Genomic DNA, 15,355 nt, shown 5'->3' on the forward strand with positions numbered 1-15,355 from the left:
CACGCGGCTGCGTGCTTCTTTTTGTTTATTCTGCTATGCACCTCACTCCGCTGCAAGGCGGACAAAGGGCGCGATGGCGTTGGCGTCGCCGTGGCGGACGATGGAGTAGGTGATATCGCAGTAGGGCTGGATGGCGGTGCTCTTTTCCACGGTGGAGATGAGCAGCACCTGCAATTGCAGGCGGCGGAACAGTTCCATCATGGGGCGGATGCGGTCGCTGGTCATCTTGCTGAAGGCTTCGTCCAGCAGCACCAGACGGATGCTGTTTTCGCTCTTCTGGTAAATTTGCAGCAGGCTGGCGCAGATGGCCACATAGAAGGGTGCCTGATTCTCGCCGCCGGAGGAATCGCGGCTGACGCGGGAAAGATACGCCTGCTGCCCAGTGACCTGATTGGTCACCTTGATATCGTAGTCCAGATAGGTGCGGTAGTCCACATAGTCCGAAAGGGTGGCACCGGCAGCGGTGCGTCCCTCCTGTCGGGCGCGGGTGTTCTCGTCCACGTCTGCCATGATCTTTTCCATCAGTTCGTCCACCTGACGCTCGTAGGCGGGGTCGGCGGTGGCGGCAAGGTTGTCCAGAGAGTCGCCCTCGGTCATCTGCTGGTTGCCCTTATCCACGATGACCTGATAGAACGCCGCCAGCTGCGGGTCGCGGCTGGGCTCCAGCTCAAAGCGGTAGACTTCCTCGCCGTAGGTCAGCTGCTCCATGACCTTGTTCAGCTCCCGGAACTGCCGCCGGGCGTTGAAGATATCGTCCTTCATGCGGAACAGGATATCCTTGCGGAAGCGGTCCTTGCAGTCCCGCTGCGCCTGCTCCAGACGGGCGGCGTAGCGCTCCAAATCGATGCGCACAAGGCTCTCATGCTGGGCGCGGTACTGTTCCAGCCCGGCAAGCCCCAGAGGATAATCGCAGACATAGCGCTGGTTGTAGGCCTTCTGCGCCGGTTCCAGCGTGCTGTTCAGGTAGACAGTCAGGGCATCGTCCAGCTTGGCCTGTGCCTTTTCGGCAGCCTGCGCGGCGGCGCGGGGAGATTTGTCCGGCCCGGTCAGCGCCTGCTGACGGCTGCGGGAGAGCGGCTCCACCAGCGGATGGGCGGCAAAAAAGCTCTCGGCGGCCTGTGCGCTCTTTTCGGCGGTGTCCACCGCCTTCTGCTGCTCCGCCTCGCAGGAGGAGATCTGTTTTTCGCATACGCGCAGGTCACCGCCGGTCTGCTCCACGGCGGTGCGGGCGGCTTCCCATGCGGCTTCGCGCACCTCTTCCTCTTTATACAGCTGTTGCAAAAGCGGATTCTCGCGGCACTCGGCCAGCTTTGCGGCCTGCTCGTCCACCGCCGCGCGGGCGGCGGTCAGGGCGGCGCGGGCGTCCCACAAGGCGGCAAGTTCTTCCAGCGTTGTGCCGCGCAAAAGGGTCTGGTACTGGCTGTATGCGGCTTTCAGGTTCTGCTCTGCCTGTGCGGCGGCGCGTACTTCTTCAGCAAGGGCGTTCATCTCCCCTGCCAGTGCCCCGGCGCGGGCGCGGCGGGCTTCCAGACCGATATAGCGCTGCGGGGTGCGCAGACGCTCCAACCGGAAGGGGTGGTGGCGCAAAAGATCCCGGGTGGCGCTGTCGAGATAGTTTTCCAGCGTGTCGGGGGTGTCGCAGCAGACGATGCGGCGCAGGATGGTGTCTGCGTACTGCGCGGCCAGCGGGTTTTCGCTGGTGACCTGTGCCGCCAGACTGTCGGCGGGGGCGGTGTCGGCGCGGCGATTGGCCTTGCGCAGACCCGGGGTGTCCAGCAGGCTGATGGGGCCAACCTTATCCTTCAGCGCCACAAAGGCGCTCTTTGCGGCGGCGTAGTGGGCGGGCGGCACAAGGATATCAAAGCGGCGGTCGCCCAGACAGGCTTCCACGCAGTCCTGCCAGCTCTCGTCCTCCACGTTCAGCAGCTCGCAGAAGATGCGGGCGTCCGGCTCCATGCCCCGGCTTTTCAGCTCGGCATTCACGGCGTCCCGCACCCGGGTGGCGGCGTCCCCGTGGGGGTACACCCATTTGCCACCGGATACGGCATCCAGCTCGGCGCGTTTCTCGGTCTGCTGCCGCTGCAGGGCGGCGGTGTGCTGCCGGGCGGCAAAATAGGCTTCTTCCAGCGGCTTTTCCTGTGCGGTCAGCCAGTCGGTCAGGGCGGGCAGGGTGTCAGGGGTCAGGTCTGCCAGCTTCTGCCCGGCGGCAAAACCGCTGCGGCGCAGCACCGCCAGCAGATTGCCGGTCTTTTCGGCGGCCTTTTCAGCGATGTCGGCGCGGCGGGCGGCGGCATCCAGTGCGGTCTGCCGGTGCGCCAGCTCCTCGTTGAGGGCGTCCAGTGCGCGGCCCTCGCCGCTGGCACCGGCGGCGCTGTGGGCGGTCAGGTAGGCGCGGCGGGCTTCCGCTTCGGCGGTCTTGGCCTCGGCGTAGCGGGTGCGCAGCGTTTCCTGCTGGCGGCGTCCGGCGTCTACCCGCTCCTGCCAGACGGCCTTTTCCCCGGCATCGGCAGCAGCCCGCGCCAGCAGGGCGGCACCCCGGTTCACAAGAGCTTCGGTCTGTTTTTCGGTGGCTTCGCGGCCATAGCGCACGATCTCGTCCAGCGCATCGGCGCGGGTCTGGGCTTCCGCCAGAACGGCGTGCAGGTTTTCCAGCTCCAAGCGGTCACCCTGCAAGGCTTCCAAGTCCAGTTCCGGCTGCGGGAGGATGTACTGGTACAGAAACTCCCGGAAATTCGGGATCTCGTCCATGCTGGTGCCCATCTGGAACACCTCGTTGAACTTTTTGCCCAGCGGGCTGGCTGCGCGCCCGATGCCCAGTGCGCGGCATATTCTGTCCCGCGCTTCGCTGGGGCTGCGGGTGTAGGAAAGCCGCCCTTCGGCGGGCTTGAAGTCCTCCTTGGCGCTGGGCGCACCGGTGCGCGGGTCGATGAAGGGCAGCTGCTCCAGCGTGATGCCGTCCTCGGAGATGTACCATGTCTGGTCGCCGGGGTGCAGCTCCTGCATGGGGCCTTCGGACTCCACCCGTACTGCGATGACAAAGCTGGTGTGCTTTACGCTGTCCCAGAACTCCGCCCCGATATACGCCACGGTATGCCCCGGGCGGCGGTAGGCGTTTTCGCCGCGCTGCTTGGCGTGGACAGAGCCTTGCAGGGTGCGGCCGCTCTTTTTATTGCCCAGCGCATTGAAGTTGCGGTTGGTGGTCAGGCAGTAGCGGATGGCGTCCAGAATGGTGGTCTTGCCCACGGCGTTCACGCCGATCATATAGGTCAGGCGGGCGCAGTCGAAGGTGGTATTTTCAAAGTTGTGCCAGTTGATCAGTTTCAGGCGTTTGAGTTCGATCATGCTTCACCCTCCCCTGCTTCCATGTCTGCCCCCTCCGGGCGCTCGTACAGGCCAAGCTCGGTGCGGGTGCGGGCGCTCTCGGCGGCGGCATCCGCAAGGTCAGCGTCCGGCAGCGCCAGCAGCACCGTGGGAAATACCTCGATGCGGCTGTCCAGCCCGGAGAGCCGTCCCACCGGACGCGCCAGATTGTACCGGCGCAGGGTGCGCATGAGCTTTTCCAGCGTTTGCTGATCCAGCTTGCGGGGCAGATTCATCTTTTGCAATTCGGCCTGTACTTCTTCTACGGTCACCAGCACCTCGTCTGCGCTGGCGGCAAGGCTTTCCCGCTTTTGCAGGTACAAAAGCCGCAGCACCAGCAGCAAAATGCTCTCGTACTTGAGCAGCCGCGCCTGACTGCCCTCATGCTCGTTGACCAGCGCCGCCGCCTGCATGGGCGCGGGGTACAAAAGCACCGCGTAGCCCAGCGGTTTGAACACCGCACGCACCTCGTTGAGGTGATCCTGAATATACAGATATTTTGCCCGCTGTTCCTCTACGCAGCCCAGCACAAAGCAGTGGTTGAGCAGATAGTTTGCGGTCTCTTCCAGCAGATCAATGGTTGCCATCCGTGTTTACCTCCTTGCGGCGGGTCAGGACAAAATCCTGAAACCGGAAGCCGCCGCGCTCCACCCAGTTTCCGGTCATGGTGATATCATACTCCCGGTGCGGCGACTGGGAATAGGTGTGCAGGCCGATGATGCCTGTAAAATCGTTCGGGTATTCCTCCACAAGGGTGGAGGCGTTCACCTGCCCGCGGGCGGCCAATGCCTGCTGCGCCAGCAGCGCCACGTTTTCCTCGGTGACGGCAAGGCGGGCGTAGTCCAGCAAAAGCTGCTGCTCCTGCCGCAGCCGGTCGGGGTCAAGGGGTTCGGTGCGCACCGGGGCAAGAGGTGCTTCTGTGCGGGGCGCGGCGGGGGGATACAGCGGCTTTGCGCCGAACACTGCCGCCGGGTACAGGTGCAGCCGCGCCGCCACCGGGCCGTCGTCCGGCTCAAACAGCTGCTCCGGGCTGCGGATGTCCTCCGCATAGCGGCGCAGCAGGGCGGTGACGCTGCCCTGCGCCGAGCGGTCGCTCAGCAGCAAAAACTGTGCCCGCTGCACCGCACGCTTGCGGTAGCGGATGTGGCTGGCGTCGATCTCCTTCATCAGGGTGCTCATCTCCTCCAGCGCGTCCCGCTGCTGCTGGATGAGGGCACGCACCCGGGGCGCAGCCTCGCCGGGGGCGCAGCGCTCCACCCGGGCGTAGTCCAGCGCCAGCCGGGGCAGTTGGTTCTGCTCGCAGTCGTCCAGTTCTTCTTCCAGATAGGCGCGATAATTGAACAGGTTATCGCTGGTTTTAAAGCGATGGTACGCCGCCGCCACCACCTTTTCCTCGTACTGGTCGAACAGTTCCAGCACCTCCTGCGGGGTGCGGTTATGGGTCAGGCGGTCGATATAATGCCCGATGGAAGCGTTGAGGGCGCGCAGGGACTTGTTCAAAGTCTCAAGGTCTGCCGCCACCTCCCGCAGCACGTTCTCGTAGGGGCTTTTTTCCTGCCCGATGCTGCCCAGCAGCTGCCACGCCTTGTACAGCTTGCCGGTGTAGGTGACCACCCGGGGGTTCAATATCTCTTCCAGCGCGTCCAGCAGCGGGGTGACTTCCGGCATAAAGGCAAAGGTCGGCTCGCTCTCATAACTGCCGGGCTGCTCCTCCAGCCAGCCGGTGCGGCGCAGACGCAGCAAAAAGCCCACCGCCAGCGTGTGGGGGTCGCGGGTGGGCTGCTCGTCCTCATCGCCCGCGCCATCGGCGTCCAGCGCCAGCGGCTTTGCCAGCGCGGCAAAATAATCCTCGGCGCGGGAGACGGCCTCGGCGCGGGAAATGCTGTAATCTGCCGTATGGCGGCACTCCTCCCAGAGCAGCAGCAAAAGCTCTGCATAAAACGCCCGGTTGGGCCCCGCCAGCGGGCGGAACAGCCGTGGGCTGACCAGTTCAAACAGCTGCATGGAAACGTCCTTTCTGTGTGAGTTCGATACCCTTTTATTGTACCACAGCGGGCGGGGTTTGTCACAAAAAGGCGAAAAAAAGCCCGCCGGGAGGGGTTGGCTTGGCGAACTGCGTGCGCCCTCTCCGTCTGCTCACTACGTTCGCATCCACCTCTCCCAAAGGGAGAGGCAAGGGCACTGCCGGAAGCTTTCTCATTACACCTAAGACTTCAGCAACAAGCCTCAGACCTTGGCTCCCCCTTTGGGGGAGCTGGCGCGGGAGCGCCTGAGAGGGCGTACGCAAAAAAGCCCCGGGGAGCGGGGTGCTCCTCGGGGCGGGGTGGGGTTCAGTTCTGCGGGGTGGTGTTGGTCAGCTCAAAGCCGATGGCAACATAGGTCTTGCCGCCAATGGTCCATGCGCCGACACCCAGCGCAGTAAGCTCCAGCGTCCGGCCGTTTTTCTTTGCGTTGGCAATCTCCTCGTTCACGGTGCGGAGCAGGGCTTGAACATTGGTATAGTTTGCTTTGATGGCTGCGGTTTTGGCGGCCTCGTAGAAAAGCGGCACATAGTTCTCTTTCGTGCTTTTGCGCACATCATAGCAGATCTGCACCAGCCGCACCGTGGTCTTACCATCGCCATCTGTTTTGTAGAGCATCTCACCGGTCAGGCTGTCTGCGCCATGTTTCTCCTCGATGTGCTCGATGGCCAGCCTCTTGATGTCGGCATCGTTTTCAAAGCTCGTCCCGAATGTCTTATTCAGCGCTTTCTGATAGGCGCTTTCCACCTTGGGATCAAACTCGGGGTTGCCGGGGTCGCTGCTGTCGCAGGCGGTGAACAGTGCCAGTGCCATGATACCGGCCAGCAGAACAGCCGCAAGACGCTTTAACTTTTTCATGCAATGCTCCTTTTATAAAATGCAGGGGGCCCATGCGGATGCACAGGGCATTCTGTTTTCATTTTACAGCAGCGCGGCAGGGTTCGTCAATGGCAAGTGTGCCTGTTTTTTGCCGGGATTTTTGGGCAGAGCGCAAAAAAGCCCCGGGCGGGGCAGGACGATTTGGAATGCGCGCCGCGTGCGCTTTGCGCATATTCAGCGGAAGAATTATTTTTATTTCGCGTTTGTCGCGCTCTGCGGAGCGCTCCAAACGCATTTTCACGGGAGGGGTCGTAAAGGCAAACGGCATTTGCCACGGTCAAAACAAAAAGCCCCGGAGGGCGGGTGCTCTCCGGGGAAAGAAAGGACTGATGATTCTTTACTTATTTGTGGTATTTGGGGTTCTTGACCTTGAACGCAATTGCCATGTAGCTCTGTTTGGTATTGACGTCAGTCTTAACAACAACGCCAATCTTCGTCCAATTGCCATCCTGGTTGATGTTGACATTCGTATCGGTATTGATCTTCCTCGAGATCTCATCCAGAATAGCGCCCAACAGCGTATCCTTATAGGTAACGTTCGCCGCTACGAGAACCGTCAGGAACTCTGCATTCTCAGTCTTACCCTTTACATCATAGCCAAGAACGAATTTATAGCCAAAAATACTGCCGGAAACATTGAGCTTCTCGTTCAAGAACTTTTCTGCTTCAGCTTTCATCGTTCTGTCATTTACTGCCACAGTGCTGGTGCTGTACTTGCTCAGAACCTCATCCTCAGTCTTTGTGTCCTCTTTCATGTTGCTGGTGTTGCCGCCGCCGGTACAGGCGGTGAGCATCACCATAGCCATTGCGCCTGCAAGCAGCAGAGCGACAATCTTTGACAGTTTCTTCATAGGGGTATCCCTCCAATCAGCGTTTTTTGTGGATATGTTTCTTTTTTCTCGAAAGGCTTTCGCAACCATCGTTGCCTTTCTGCCCTGATTATATCCGACGCCTGACGGTTTTGTCAATCGGGAATATCGCTAAACTTCCCGAAACAGTTTCGTGAAAATGATGAAAATAAGCGGGATTTGTTGCAGTTCTGATATATTCCGGAATAAAGTCTGTCGACAGTCTACGGAATCTCCGTTTCCCTGCCCCGGCGGCGCAGTTTTGCCGGGTGCGGGAGCGCTTAAATTTGGACATATGTTGTGTTAGCGGTGTTAACTCCCTCAGACGCGGCTTGCGCCGCGCCAGCTCCCTCTGGGAGGGTTTCCCCATTATTTTGCCTTTTTACACATTTTCACCACGTTTTGGTGGTAAAATCATGTCCAGATTGAAACGAACTTGGAGGAAGTACCCATGCAACACTGTCCCGCCCGCGCGGCACAGCGGCTGGCGGCGGCAGTTCTGGCGCTGGTTTTGCTGCTGTGCGCCTTTTTGCCCCATGCCCACGCCGCTGAACTGAAAGAGAAAAACGGCATCCGGCTGCTCAGCTTCGACACCAGCCACATTCTTTCCATCGGCAACCAGACCTCCGGCAAGTGCAGCCTGTACGCGCTGCGCTACGCCCGCACCATTCTGGACGGCAAGGTGTGCTCCGGCAGCGGGATGTGGTCGAACGGGGCGGTGTGGTCGGCAGCGGGCTACACAGGGTACTCCGGCACCCGCGCCGAGTGCCTGAAAAAGCTGTACAGCGAGCTTTCCGCCGGGCATCCGGTGATCGTGCACCTAAAAAATACCACGGTCAGCGGGGTAAAGCGCCACACGAACCGCACCTCTACTTATGAATACCACCTGACTTCCTCCGGCTGGAACGAGGTGAACTACCCCCACATTGCCACCAGCAGCACCTACGGACACTGGGTATGCGTGGCGGGCATCTCCCCCACCGCCGACCCGGAAAACCTGACCGAGAGCGACTTCTACGCCCTCGACCCCGCCCGGGTAACGGCAAATGGACGGCTTGCCGTCACCCGCCTGCTGGATCATACCCTGTGGGTGGAAAACTCCCCCCTCAAGGTGCTGGGGTGAAAATATAATATGATAAAACAGAGCGCCTGACACCGCAGTGTCAGGCGCTCTGTTTCTATTCAGTTCCTTTAATATCCCTTCACCGAGAACCCGCGCTCCCACGGGTCGGGCGGGATATCCTTCTGGCGGATGCCGGTAATTTGGATATAGTCGCTTTTCTGGATCATGGCGAACAGGGACATGAACTTATCCGGGTCGCCCTGCACTTCCAGCGTCACGCTGCCATCGTCCTCGTTCTGCACCCAGCCGGTCAGGTCAAGGGTCTGCGCGGCGTACCGCGCACGATAGCGGAAACCCACCCCCTGCACCTGTCCGGTGATGGTGTAGCGCCGCCGCTCCGTGCCTTCCGGCAGTGCGGGCGGGGTGCGATCTTTTTTGGAAAGAAAATCAAACACAGCGGTGTCCCTTTACAGCTCCTGATAAGCGGTCATCAGGGCGGGAATGAACTGCTTTTTGCGGCTCACCACGCCCGGCAGCGTCCAGCTGGCATCGGCGGCGGGCTGGGTGTCGAAGCCATCCGTCAGCACCCCGGCGGCGTAGCGTCCATCGCAGATGACCACACTCTCTTCCTTGGGCACGTCGGTCAGCAGCATATAGATGTCCTCCACGTTCTGCTTGTTGCGTGCCTCCTCGAGATAGGGCTTCAGCAGCGCCTCGGCGGCGGTCAGGTTCTTGCGGGTCATGTAGCTGCCCTGCGCCACGCCAAAGCGGATATCGCCGCACATGAACACCTTGAAGTCCTGCAAGAACACTTCCTCGGCGGTCTTGCCGTCCAGCTTTTCGCCGGCCTCAAACATCTCGTTGGCAAACTCGTTGATGTCCACCCCGGCGATCTTTGCCAGACGGTTGGCGGCGTTCACGTCAACGGGGGTGCAGGTGGGGCTGCGGAACACCAGCGTATCCGAAAGGATGGCGGCCAGCAGCAGACCGGCGGTCTTTTGCGGGATGGTCACGCCATTTTCATCGTACATCTGGGTGACGATGGTGGCAGTGCAGCCCACCGGCTGGTTGCGGAAGTACACCGGGCCGCTGGTCTCCAGACTGCCGATGCGGTGGTGGTCGATGATCTCCAGGATCTCGGCCTGATCAAAGCCCTCCACCGCCTGTGTGGCCTCGTTGTGGTCCACCAGAATGATGCGGCGCTTGCGCAGGTTGATGATATTGCGGCGGCTGATCATGCCGCAGTACTTGCCGTCTGCATCCAGAATGGGGAAATACCGGTGACGCACCTTTGCCATCACGCGGGTGACGTCTGCCACCGGGGTGACGAGGGTGAATTTCATGATATCGTCCCGGGTCATGTAATAGGAGATGGGTGCACACTGGCTGATGAGCTTTGCCGCCGCATAGGTATCGCAGGGGGCGCTCATGATGGCTACGCCGGTCTCGGCGGCAATGTGCTGGATGGTGCGGCCCACCTTTGCGCCGTTGCAGATGATGATGAGAGAAGCTTCCTTCTCGATGGCGCAGAGCTGGCTTTCGTAGCGGTTGGTCAGGATGACGATATCGCCCTTTTCCATGCTGCTTTCCAGCATTTCCGGGGTGGCGGTGCCAATGCGGATGTGGCCGGTGGTGCACTCCGCATCCTCGCTGCCCACCACCATGGTAGCGCCCAGCGTTTCCAGAATATTGCGGTAGCTGGTGCGGCTCTTGGCAAGGATGCCGGTGTCGAACAGGTCCATGTTAGCGGTGGCGATATCCTTCACCGTGATGACACCCTGCAATTCGTCATCCTCGCTGGTCACGGGGAGAGTGTCGATCTTCTGGTCGCGCATGATCTCCCACGCCTTGCGCAGACTGGTGGAGCCGGGGATGCCGGGCACCTGCCGGTAATCCACATCCCGAATTTTAGGGTTGACGTCGGTGCACATCCGGGGCGGCGTGACCCCGAACTTTTTCAGCACAAATTCCGTTTCCTGATTCATCTTGCCCGCACGCCGGGCCTCGCAGACCAGATCGCTGGTCTTGTTTTTCAGCTCTGCATAGGCAATGGCAGAGCAAATGGAGTCGGTGTCCGGGTTGCGATGCCCGATGACAACGACCTTATGCGCAGTTTGCTGCATACTGTACCCCCTTATGGGTCCTCAACTTCTTATCATATATCTTATCATTTACCAAAACAGCGCCCCTCTCCTGCACAGCGGGGCGGCTGCAACCTTATTTTAACACAACTGTGCCCATGGGTAAAGGGCACTGCACACGGCAGACTGTTGCTTTTTGGCACTTTCTTGTATACAACCTCTTGCATTTCGACAGCTTCCGCTGTATGATAGAAGCATTCGAGCTTTTTTGTCATTTGCAACGGAGGACAGCATGAAATCGTCCAAATTCACATCCACTCCCCTGTTTCCACGGCAGGCGCTGGTGGCGCTGCTGCTACCGCTGATCGCGGAGCAGGCGTTAAGCGTGACCATTGGTCTGGCCGATACCTTAATGGTATCCTCGGTGGGCGAAGCCGCCGTGTCCGGCGTGAGCCTTGTGGACAGCTTCAACACCCTGATGATCCAGATCATGAGCGCACTGGCCACCGGCGGCGCGGTGGTCACCAGCCAGTACATCGGCCATCAGGAGCCGAAAAACGCCAAGGCGGCGGCTGCGCAGATTTTATTTGTGCTGTCCAGTTTCAGTGTGCTGGTGGCGGCGGTGGTCATCGGCGGGCGGCACGCCATCCTGCGGGGCATCTTCGGCTCCATTGATGCGGACGTGATGCACTATGCCGAGACCTACTTTCTGCTTTCGGCGCTGAGCTATCCCTTCATCGGCCTGTACAACGCCGGTGCGGCGCTGTTCCGGGCACAGGGCAACAGCAAGATCAGTATGCTGTCCAGTCTGGTGATGAACGTGGTGAACATCGGCGGCAACGCGGTGCTGATCTACGGCTTCGGCATGGGGGTCATGGGCGCAGCGCTGGCAAGCCTTGTGTCCCGCGCCATTGCCTGCGCGGCGGTGCTGTATCTGCTGCAAAAGCCGGGCTGCGCCCTGCGGGTGGACAGCCTGCGGGCGATGGCTCCGAACGGCGGGCTGATCCGGCGCATCCTGCGGGTGGGCATCCCCGCCGGTATCGAGAACGGCATGTTCCAGATCGGCAAGCTGTCGGTCTCCAGCCTGACCTCCACCCTTGGCACGGCAGCCATTGCCGCCAACGCCGTTGCCAATACCACCACCACTTTCCTGAACATCCCCGCCAACGCCGTGGGCATGGCTGCCCTGACCGTGGTGGGCCAGTGTCTGGGTGCGGGCGAAAAGGAGCAGGCAGTGTACTACTCCCGCCGCCTGATGCTGACCGCCTACTGCGGCGCGTGGGTGATGAACCTTTCGGCCTTCTTCTTTGCCAACCGGTTCGCGGTGTCTCTGTTCAACCTCTCGCCGGAGGCGCAGGCCATGGCGCTGGACATCATGGTGTGGTTCAACATCGTTTCCCTGTTCGTGTGGCCGTCCAGCTTTACCCTGCCCAACATCCTGCGCGCCGCCGGTGATGCCCGGTTTACCATGACCGTGAGCATCGTGTCCATGTGGGCGTTCCGGGTGGGCTTCTGCTATCTGGCCGTGCTGTGCTTCGGCGGCGGGCTGCTGAGCATCTGGATGGGGATGTATCTGGACTGGGTGTTCCGCTCGCTGTGCTTCTACCTGCGCTTCCGCCGGGGCAGCTGGCTGGAGCAGAGTGTGATCTGAATTTTTGGCATCCACCCCTTTACCGATCCTTACAGACCGGTGAAGGGGTGGATTTTTTCTTTTTTGCAGGAAACCGCCCCTCTGATTCGTATTATCAGCAGAAGAGCGACGGTATTTTTTACAAGTTCCACAAATTATTTTTTCAGCGCTTGACAAAGTTTTCACCTTTCGTTCTTGCAATCTTCATCGTTCGGGCGTATAATTTCTCAATGCTATCGAGTTCTGCTCTTCTGCAAAAGGAGGCTATTCTATGAAACGCAGCTGGCTTGCGCGCCACCCCATCGGGTTCATGGCGCTGTATACTATATTTTATCTTTCCGTTTTTCACTCTCTGGAGGCAAACGTCCCCCTGCGCAGCATTCTGGTGCACTGCCGTCTGGACGATCTGATCCCCTTCTGCAAATATGCGGTGATCCCCTATTTTGCTTGGTTTTTGTGGATTCCCTTCACCCTGTTCTATCTGCTGTGGAAGGCCCCGCGGGAGGACTTCTGGCGGCTATGCCTGCCGCTGTTCTCCGGCATGACCATTGCACTGGCGTGCTACGCCGTGCTGCCCACGGCGCTGGACCTGCGCCCCTACTGGGTGCCGGGCAGCGATATCTTTGCGCAGACTGTGCGCTTTTTGTACCGCACCGACACCGCCACCAACGTCTGCCCGTCCATTCATGTGTTCAACTCGGTAACGCTGCTGCTGGCGTACTACCGCAGCCGCATTTTTGATGCGCCCCGCCGCCGCTGGATGCGTCCCGCCGCCGCTGTGTTGTGCATTTCCATCGTCTGCTCCACCGTGCTGCTCAAGCAGCACAGCTGCATTGACGTAGCCTTGGGTGCGCTGCTGGCACTGGCGCTGGACAGCGCCTTTACCGCCCTCGAGCGCAGCCAGCTGCCGCAGGTGCGGAGAGCCTAAGAAAGAAAGAAAAAACGACTCCTGTCAGCGCCTTTGGCGCTGGCAGGAGTCGTTTTTTCATTTCCTTTTTCAGAACAGCCCCTCGGGCAGGCAGATATCCTGCTTGGGGACTTTTGCCCACGCAAAGTCCGGCACAAGGCTTTCCGGGGTGCGGGGCACAGGCTCCGGCTGCAGGCCGTAGGCATACGCCAGCTTGCCGATGATCTCCGGGGCGGTATATTTTGCCCGCAGGTTTTCAAGACTCTGGTCGCCGTCCCGTTTGGACAGCCGCCGCCCGTCCGCTGCCAGCAGCAGCGGGCAGTGGGCAAAGCGGGGCGCTTGTAAGCCCAGCAGCCGGTACAGGTACAGCTGCCGCGCCGTGGAGGAAAGCAGGTCTGCCCCGCGCACCACCTCGGTGACGCCCATGCGGGCATCGTCCACCACCACCGCCAGCTGATAGGCAAATACCCCGTCTGCCCGGCGCAGATAGAAGTCGCCGCAGTCCCGCAGCAGGTTTTCCGTGTGGGTGCCCATGCAGCCGTCCGTAAAGGTGATGGCCTCGTCCGGCACCATCAGGCGGTAGGCAGGGGCTTTCTTTTTGCGCTTTTCCGCGATCTCTTCCGGCGTCAGTCCCCGGCAGGTGCCCGGGTAGATGACGTTGCCGTCCGAGGTGTGGGGTGCGCTGGCGGCGTGCAGCTGGGAGCGGGAGCAAAAGCAGGGGTACACCAGCCCCCTCTGCTCCAGTTTGCGGTAGCTTTGGGTATAGATGTCCCCGCACTCGCTCTGGTAATAGGGCGCGTGTGCGCCGCCGGTGCTGCCGCCCTCGTCCCACGTAAGCCCCAGCCACGCAAGGTCCTGCTCCAGCAGGTCGGCGTAGACGCGGGGGCAGCGCTCGGCGTCCAGGTCCTCGATGCGCAGCACGATGCGCCCGCCCTGACTTTTTGCGCTGAGCCATGCCAGCAGGCTGCACGCCAAATTGCCCAGATGCAGCCGTCCGCTGGGGCTGGGCGCAAAGCGCCCGGTGACCGGGCGGTTTTGGGATACAGGGACTTGGTTTTGCATGGGTGTGCTTCCTTTCGTTTTTACTGGTTTTTTCTCATTATAAGCCCTTGCTCTGCAAAGGTCAATGCGCATAAAAAAGCCGCCGCAGGCGGCAATGCCTGCGGCGGCGGGAAAACCGGCTGCTCAGTGCAGCTCCGGCCAGTAGCCCTTGTTGGCTTCGATCATATCGTCCAGAATGGCCTTTGCAACGCTCATGCTGGGCACAGTCTTGTTCAGGGTAAAGGCCTGCAGCACCTTCTCGTAGCTGCCTTCCACGCAGCCCTCTACCAGCAGTTTTTCGCTGTTGAGCTGCTGCATCATCAAGCCCTGCTGGAACAGCGGGATGTTGTCCCGGGCAATGACCTCCGGGCCATTTTTGCCGATGTAGGCGGGCAGCTCCACCATTGCGTCATAGGGCATATTGGGGATCGCGCCGCGGTTCTCGGTGATGATGAGGAAGCGTGCCTTGGTGTCGTTCTTCAGCGCAGCGGAAAGATCTGCGATCCAGTCGCCGTGGCTGCCGGCATAGAAGGTGTTGGCGTCCACCTCGCCGGTCTTGAGGTAGTGGTCGATGCCGTCGAACAGGTTCTTTTCGCGGGTCTCCTCCACCTCGTTGGCGCGGGTGTGGTTCGGGTCCGAGTGCTCCACGAACTCCTTGGCCTGCAGATAGTAGTTCAGGTAGGTGTTGGGCAGGTACTCCGGGAAGTTTTCCATGATCTCGTACTCGCCCTTCCACACATAGTACCAGCTGCCCTTGGTGTGGCGGTTCTGGTTGCTGGAGGAAGTCAGCGCGCCCATGCCCTTGAGGTAGCTTTCCGGCAGAAGGATCTTGTTCTCCTTGATGTAGGCGCGCAGCTTGGGCATCAGATCCTCGCCGTGGTACTGGATGGAGGTGAACCAGCCGAAGTGGTTCAGGCCAAAGTAATCGTAGACGATCTCCTTCTTGTTCTGGATGCCCATGGCAGCTGCCACCACGTCAATGATGGCGATGGGCATATCGCAGATGTTGATGATCCGTGCCTTCGGGCGCAGCTTGCGGCAGGCTTCGGATACGATGGCGGCGGGGTTGGAGTAGTTCAGGATCCAGTAGTCCTTCTTGGCATACTTTTCCACGTCATCGATCAGCTTGATCATGGGGAAGATGGTGCGCATTCCGTAGGCCATGCCGCCGCAGCCGCAGGTCTCCTGTCCCACGCAGCCGTGGCGCAGGGGGATCTTTTCGTCCTGCTCACGCATGGCGTAGCCGCCCACACGCATCTGGGCAAACACAAAAGAGGCATCCGTGTAAGCCTGCTGCACATCGGTGGTGACCACCAGCTTGATGTCGGTATTCAGTTCCTTGTGCAGGACCCAGTCCACCACAACGGCAACCTTGTCCTGCCGCTCCTTGTTGATGTCGAACAGACGGATCTCGTCCACTTCCAGTTCTTCCCGGCGCAGGGCGATGGATTTGACGATACCGGCGGTAAAAGTGCTGCCGCCGCCAGCGATGGTAATGACCATAGTTAAACGCTCCTTTTTTGTA

General features: G+C 60.4%; 12 protein-coding genes. 3 read left to right on the top strand and 9 right to left on the bottom strand.

Features of this window, described 5'->3' with window-relative positions:
* Positions 1 to 42 precede the first annotated feature (42 nt).
* The 5 genes from MTP43_RS14200 to MTP43_RS14220 form a co-directional block, all read right to left on the bottom strand.
* Positions 43 to 3,342, bottom strand: coding sequence for an ATP-binding protein (locus MTP43_RS14200; RefSeq protein WP_249234927.1), 3,300 nt, complete (start codon positions 3,340 to 3,342; stop codon positions 43 to 45).
* Positions 3,339 to 3,947 (bottom strand): DUF4194 domain-containing protein, encoded by a 609-nt coding sequence (locus MTP43_RS14205; protein WP_015537060.1) that lies wholly within the window; start codon positions 3,945 to 3,947, stop codon positions 3,339 to 3,341. The genes MTP43_RS14200 and MTP43_RS14205 overlap by 4 nt, the downstream gene beginning before the upstream one ends.
* Positions 3,934 to 5,364 (bottom strand): Wadjet anti-phage system protein JetA family protein, encoded by a 1,431-nt coding sequence (locus MTP43_RS14210; RefSeq protein ID WP_249234928.1) that lies wholly within the window; start codon positions 5,362 to 5,364, stop codon positions 3,934 to 3,936. Before MTP43_RS14210 ends, MTP43_RS14205 begins: the two co-directional genes overlap by 14 nt.
* A 326-nt stretch (positions 5,365 to 5,690) precedes the next feature.
* Positions 5,691 to 6,239, bottom strand: coding sequence for a hypothetical protein (locus tag MTP43_RS14215; RefSeq protein WP_249234929.1), 549 nt, complete (start codon positions 6,237 to 6,239; stop codon positions 5,691 to 5,693).
* Positions 6,240 to 6,601: 362 nt separating this feature from the next.
* A complete protein-coding gene (locus tag MTP43_RS14220; RefSeq protein ID WP_249234930.1) occupies positions 6,602 to 7,111 on the bottom strand; it encodes a hypothetical protein in 510 nt (169 codons plus the stop codon).
* Positions 7,112 to 7,559: 448 nt separating this feature from the next.
* Between MTP43_RS14220 and MTP43_RS14225 the strand changes: the two genes are divergently transcribed.
* Positions 7,560 to 8,231: a hypothetical protein gene (locus MTP43_RS14225; RefSeq protein ID WP_097785130.1), complete on the top strand. Its 672-nt coding sequence runs from the start codon at positions 7,560 to 7,562 to the stop codon at positions 8,229 to 8,231.
* 68 nt (positions 8,232 to 8,299) lie between these two features.
* On the opposite strand, the gene MTP43_RS14230 is transcribed toward MTP43_RS14225, so the two are convergent.
* Positions 8,300 to 8,626: an acylphosphatase gene (locus MTP43_RS14230; protein WP_249234931.1), complete on the bottom strand. Its 327-nt coding sequence runs from the start codon at positions 8,624 to 8,626 to the stop codon at positions 8,300 to 8,302.
* 12 nt (positions 8,627 to 8,638) lie between these two features.
* Positions 8,639 to 10,294 (bottom strand): putative manganese-dependent inorganic diphosphatase, encoded by a 1,656-nt coding sequence (locus MTP43_RS14235; protein ID WP_249234932.1) that lies wholly within the window; start codon positions 10,292 to 10,294, stop codon positions 8,639 to 8,641.
* A gap of 250 nt (positions 10,295 to 10,544) precedes the next feature.
* Between MTP43_RS14235 and MTP43_RS14240 the strand changes: the two genes are divergently transcribed.
* Positions 10,545 to 11,903: an MATE family efflux transporter gene (locus tag MTP43_RS14240; protein WP_249234933.1), complete on the top strand. Its 1,359-nt coding sequence runs from the start codon at positions 10,545 to 10,547 to the stop codon at positions 11,901 to 11,903.
* Between the two features lie 250 nt (positions 11,904 to 12,153).
* A complete protein-coding gene (locus MTP43_RS14245) occupies positions 12,154 to 12,810 on the top strand; it encodes a phosphatase PAP2 family protein (protein WP_249234934.1) in 657 nt (218 codons plus the stop codon).
* 69 nt (positions 12,811 to 12,879) lie between these two features.
* Here MTP43_RS14245 and gluQRS read toward each other — a convergent pair whose 3' ends face one another.
* Positions 12,880 to 13,851 (bottom strand): tRNA glutamyl-Q(34) synthetase GluQRS, encoded by a 972-nt coding sequence (gene gluQRS / locus MTP43_RS14250; RefSeq protein ID WP_249234935.1) that lies wholly within the window; start codon positions 13,849 to 13,851, stop codon positions 12,880 to 12,882.
* 123 nt (positions 13,852 to 13,974) lie between these two features.
* On the bottom strand, positions 13,975 to 15,333 hold the full coding sequence (locus MTP43_RS14255) for a 6-phospho-alpha-glucosidase (protein ID WP_249234936.1): 1,359 nt from the start codon (positions 15,331 to 15,333) through the stop codon (positions 13,975 to 13,977).
* Positions 15,334 to 15,355: the final 22 nt, after the last annotated feature.

The organism is Faecalibacterium sp. IP-1-18 (assembly GCF_023347355.1).
Lineage (GTDB): Bacteria > Bacillota > Clostridia > Oscillospirales > Ruminococcaceae > Faecalibacterium > Faecalibacterium prausnitzii.

What these genes read in the sequence shown, in the direction of transcription:
- MTP43_RS14200 (WP_249234927.1), bottom strand. Translation starts at nt 3,342, where the DNA reads ATGATCGAACTCAAACGCCTGAAACTGATCAACTGGCACAACTTTGAA.
- MTP43_RS14205 (WP_015537060.1), bottom strand. Translation starts at nt 3,947, where the DNA reads ATGGCAACCATTGATCTGCTGGAAGAGACCGCAAACTATCTGCTCAAC.
- MTP43_RS14210 (WP_249234928.1), bottom strand. Translation starts at nt 5,364, where the DNA reads ATGCAGCTGTTTGAACTGGTCAGCCCACGGCTGTTCCGCCCGCTGGCG.
- MTP43_RS14215 (WP_249234929.1), bottom strand. Translation starts at nt 6,239, where the DNA reads ATGAAAAAGTTAAAGCGTCTTGCGGCTGTTCTGCTGGCCGGTATCATG.
- MTP43_RS14220 (WP_249234930.1), bottom strand. Translation starts at nt 7,111, where the DNA reads ATGAAGAAACTGTCAAAGATTGTCGCTCTGCTGCTTGCAGGCGCAATG.
- MTP43_RS14225 (WP_097785130.1), top strand. Translation starts at nt 7,560, where the DNA reads ATGCAACACTGTCCCGCCCGCGCGGCACAGCGGCTGGCGGCGGCAGTT.
- MTP43_RS14235 (WP_249234932.1), bottom strand. Translation starts at nt 10,294, where the DNA reads ATGCAGCAAACTGCGCATAAGGTCGTTGTCATCGGGCATCGCAACCCG.
- MTP43_RS14240 (WP_249234933.1), top strand. Translation starts at nt 10,545, where the DNA reads ATGAAATCGTCCAAATTCACATCCACTCCCCTGTTTCCACGGCAGGCG.
- MTP43_RS14245 (WP_249234934.1), top strand. Translation starts at nt 12,154, where the DNA reads ATGAAACGCAGCTGGCTTGCGCGCCACCCCATCGGGTTCATGGCGCTG.
- gluQRS (WP_249234935.1), bottom strand. Translation starts at nt 13,851, where the DNA reads ATGCAAAACCAAGTCCCTGTATCCCAAAACCGCCCGGTCACCGGGCGC.
- MTP43_RS14255 (WP_249234936.1), bottom strand. Translation starts at nt 15,333, where the DNA reads ATGGTCATTACCATCGCTGGCGGCGGCAGCACTTTTACCGCCGGTATC.